Here is a 3,016-nt window from a genome sequence, read left to right on the forward strand (position 1 = left end):
GTGTACGTACGGTTCGGAGGGGAGTTCACGGAAACCTAATATGGTAACATATCAAGGCGCCGGGTGCTTACCCTACAGCGTCGAGTGTGCAGTGAGGGGTTTGAACCCCATGACAACACGATTAGTGGTCGCTGATGAGGAACGGGGTGGGGGAACCATCGTTCTTGCCGTTAGCCCGGCTTTAAAGGCGCTAGGGGTACCAGGACGCTGCCGATTATACGAAATACAGGGTAAGTATGACTTCATTATCGCAAAGCCTCGTATGAAGCTATATATGGAATTTAGTGATCGAATCGTCAATATATTTTTGAAGTACGTATCAGTTGAAGATTTATACGTGTATTCAGTTGATGAGAGCTTATTGGATCTCACTACGTACAGAAAGTTTTATAACAAGAGTATGATTGAGATTGCGCAAATGATAATCCGGGATATATACCAGGAACTGCACGTGATTGCTACTGCCGGCATTGGCCAGAATATGGTTATGGCCAAACTGGCGCTCGATCTCGAAGGCAAGAAGCGCCGGGATTTAATCGCAGAATGGAACTATGATTTGATTCCAAGGAAACTATGGCCACAAAGTAATTTAAACGATATCTGGGGTATTGGCAGTAAAACAGCTAAAAAACTCTATACCATGGGGATTTACAACATGGGGACACTTGCTAATTACGATCCTGAAAAGCTGAAGCAGCACTTCGGGATTATTGGTTACGATCTGTTCCTCCATGCAAACGGCATGGATCTCTCGAAAATACAAGATAAGTACAAACTATTCGGTGGCAAACATTTGAATGCTGGAGAAACACTTTTTCAAGATTATTTCAATGATGAAGTATTGGTATTGATCAGAGAAAAGATTGATCAACTTTGCAGCCGACTTGGTGATGATCGTATTGCCGGCGAAGTACATTTGTCTGTTGGATATTCCAAAACCGCAAACAAGAGGGGATTCGGCCGGCAAAAGAAGCTGCCAACAAAAACAAGTGATCCCAATTTGATTTACGAGACTGCAGCAAGCATCTTCAATTACTTTTATGAAGAAGATACACCGGTCCGGACAATTAGTGTAGGGTTAGGGAAGTTAGAGGTGTTTCATGGTGAGCAGCTGGACTTGTTTCGGCCCGTAGACAACCAGTATATGTTAAACGTGGCCATAAATGGAATAAAACGAAAATACGGCCAGACAGCGCTGTTTAGCGCCACTTCATTAATGCCAAAGGCAAGCTTCTTGGCGAGAAGCGGTTTGGTGGGTGGTCATAATGCTTAAACCGGATAAAGTACGAAAAATAGAGAAGTGGTACCCATTTGCAGCGCTCTCTGATCCAATCGCTGGCCAGTATCACCTGGATCGTATTAATAATTTGAAAACACAGCCAGAGTTATCGGAAGAGCAGATAGAAGAAATTAACCAGGTTATGTTGGATATCCGGCCGAAGGAAACCAAAATTGCGCTCAAATACTTCAATAGTGGGCAAATAGTAGCAATCACCGGCAGAGTTGATAAGGTTGATATGATTGATCGCTTCATAATCATTCAGGATACAAAGTATGAATTTACAGCATTCATTTCTATTGAGCTTGCGGGTGAAAACGGTGAGTAGCAATCAAGATGGATCATTTATGACTTTGGGGTACAATAAACCAATTACAGTGAGTTATTGGTTTAACGATAATATTCAAACAATTACCGGCTACTATAATAATCAAGAAAGAAAGCCTGGTCATATTAATATTAGCGGAGTATTTATTCCGGACGAATCAATAATTGATATCAAATAAAAAGGCAGCTGCACGTGCAGCTGCCTTTTATATAGATTAATATTAATTAAATAGTGATTTATGATATAATAACACTCGTGGTGATACGATAAATACCCAGAGATGGGGTGATTTAATGGAAACACTAGCTATCGTGCTTCTGCTACTAATTATTCTTTTTCGAGTAATCGATAAGGGTGACAAAGAGTAGTGAGGGTACACCACAATAAAAAGAGAAGCCATATTGCAAGCTGGCTTCTCTTTTTTTAAAATGATTTAATGTACTTCTAGCTATCGTGTACATACATAGTATACAACAAGCAGAGGAGCTTTGCAAGCCTTCCCACTTAGCCTTGTCTCGGTTTTTTAATTGGTCGAAAACCGCTGCAATTTGAAAATACTGTGCCATCACACTTCGGACACACTAATGCATCTTTTGTTTTCTCTTGAATTACAATTTTACCGCCACAGGATACACAAGTATATTGGCCCGGTAAATACGTTATCATAACCATCTCTCCTATCATTCCCTATACATTAGTATATAATATAAAGTAAATAATCACAATACGATAAATGATTGAAGAAGATCAGTGTTAAACTGACCCTACAAAGCAAAATAATAGTATGGTATCATAAAGTAAAATTAATAGGATGGATAGAGTAGTGAGAATAATTGATCTTGAGCACCAGTACAGAGAATTTGTCTTTGAAGAGTATATTAAACCATATATGCAGAAACTCGACGAAAGTCAGACAGCAGCATTCGTAAAGGCACTAAAAATAAGATACAGCCACGACATTGAGACAATGAAAATCCCAAAAAATGTTTCAAAATATATTCAGTATATGAATTTAGACGAAATCACCATAAAAATGGAGTTTGCGGAATACATTGAATTAGAATCAAAAGCAGAATATTTTTAGTAATCACCGTTATTGCAGACCAACTACCAGTATGATAAAATAGATATGCATACATGTGCACGTATGCATATCTATAATAACTCTTTTCATGAGTTGATTCTCCTACAATATGCAGCCTCGATTTGGGGCTGCTTTTTTATTGCATAACAATATTATGTAGTTGTAGGGCAGGGCGAGTGGTGTTATACTATTTATAGGTAGCAGATATGTTACCACAAAAGAAAGTTCCTTTCTTTTATTTTCTATCTTCCTTGTATAATAAAGACAGAGTTTATTGTAGAGTTAAATATTCTATGATAAGCTCTTTTTATATTGTTGTGGATCA

5 protein-coding genes are annotated in these 3,016 nt (G+C 38.5%); 4 read left to right on the forward strand and 1 reads right to left on the reverse strand.

Annotation, left to right across the window (positions count from 1 at the left end):
- Positions 1 to 109 precede the first annotated feature (109 nt).
- The 3 genes from FEZ08_RS12075 to FEZ08_RS12085 are packed head-to-tail and all read left to right on the forward strand — an operon-like array spanning position 110 to position 1,785.
- Complete coding sequence (locus tag FEZ08_RS12075; protein ID WP_171015082.1) at positions 110 to 1,273, forward strand: Y-family DNA polymerase; 1,164 nt, start codon at positions 110 to 112, stop codon at positions 1,271 to 1,273.
- Complete coding sequence (locus FEZ08_RS12080) at positions 1,266 to 1,607, forward strand: YolD-like family protein (RefSeq protein WP_138192762.1); 342 nt, start codon at positions 1,266 to 1,268, stop codon at positions 1,605 to 1,607. The genes FEZ08_RS12075 and FEZ08_RS12080 overlap by 8 nt, the downstream gene beginning before the upstream one ends.
- Positions 1,600 to 1,785 (forward strand): hypothetical protein, encoded by a 186-nt coding sequence (locus FEZ08_RS12085; protein WP_138192764.1) that lies wholly within the window; start codon positions 1,600 to 1,602, stop codon positions 1,783 to 1,785. The genes FEZ08_RS12080 and FEZ08_RS12085 overlap by 8 nt, the downstream gene beginning before the upstream one ends.
- Positions 1,786 to 2,111: 326 nt before the next feature.
- Here FEZ08_RS12085 and FEZ08_RS12285 read toward each other — a convergent pair whose 3' ends face one another.
- Positions 2,112 to 2,273, reverse strand: a complete 162-nt coding sequence (locus FEZ08_RS12285) for a zinc ribbon-containing protein (protein WP_171015083.1) — start codon at positions 2,271 to 2,273, stop codon at positions 2,112 to 2,114.
- A 157-nt stretch (positions 2,274 to 2,430) separates the two neighbouring features.
- Between FEZ08_RS12285 and FEZ08_RS12090 the strand changes: the two genes are divergently transcribed.
- The gene (locus FEZ08_RS12090) at positions 2,431 to 2,691 is read left to right on the forward strand and encodes a hypothetical protein (protein ID WP_171015084.1); all 261 of its coding nucleotides are present in this window, start codon (positions 2,431 to 2,433) and stop codon (positions 2,689 to 2,691) included.
- Positions 2,692 to 3,016: the final 325 nt, after the last annotated feature.

Origin of the sequence: Culicoidibacter larvae, assembly GCF_005771635.1 — a bacterium.
In the GTDB taxonomy this organism is placed as follows: domain Bacteria; phylum Bacillota_I; class Bacilli_A; order Culicoidibacterales; family Culicoidibacteraceae; genus Culicoidibacter; species Culicoidibacter larvae.

What these genes read in the sequence shown, in the direction of transcription:
- FEZ08_RS12075 (WP_171015082.1), top strand. Translation starts at nt 110, where the DNA reads ATGACAACACGATTAGTGGTCGCTGATGAGGAACGGGGTGGGGGAACC.
- FEZ08_RS12080 (WP_138192762.1), top strand. Translation starts at nt 1,266, where the DNA reads ATGCTTAAACCGGATAAAGTACGAAAAATAGAGAAGTGGTACCCATTT.
- FEZ08_RS12285 (WP_171015083.1), bottom strand. Translation starts at nt 2,273, where the DNA reads ATGATAACGTATTTACCGGGCCAATATACTTGTGTATCCTGTGGCGGT.